Origin of the sequence: Nocardia cyriacigeorgica, assembly GCF_010858045.1 — a bacterium.
Lineage (GTDB): Bacteria > Actinomycetota > Actinomycetes > Mycobacteriales > Mycobacteriaceae > Nocardia > Nocardia cyriacigeorgica_E.
In genome coordinates this window covers 1-313 of the sequence record NZ_JAAGVC010000253.1, presented here as the reverse complement: position 1 = coordinate 313, position 313 = coordinate 1, and the positions used below count along the sequence as shown (strand labels likewise).

The window sequence follows — 313 nt, the reverse complement described above, 5'->3', positions numbered from 1 at the left end:
TGATCGCCAACCCGTACCTCGGTTGGGGCGAACCGCTGCCCGACGATGGCGGCAAGGCCAGAGCCGAGGAGCTGCTCGCCGCCGGCGCCGACCTGGTCTCGCTGGGCCGATCGTTCCTCGCCAACCCGGATCTGGTGGACCGCCTCCGTTCCGGAGCACCGATCAACCAGACCAGGGACGCCTATTTCTACGGCGGAAGCAACCTCGGCTACACCGACTATCCAGAACTCGCGGCCGCGGCGGTATGAGCGCCGGTCAGATCCGCCCGATGATGGTCACGTTGGCCGTGCCGCCACCCTCACAGATGGTGAGC

Annotated in this window: 1 pseudogene; it reads left to right on the top strand. The window is 67.4% G+C overall.

What is annotated here, in order from left to right:
* Positions 1-248 (top strand): annotated as a pseudogene (locus tag GV790_RS29595) (hypothetical protein); the annotation flags it as partial.
* Positions 249-313: the final 65 nt, after the last annotated feature.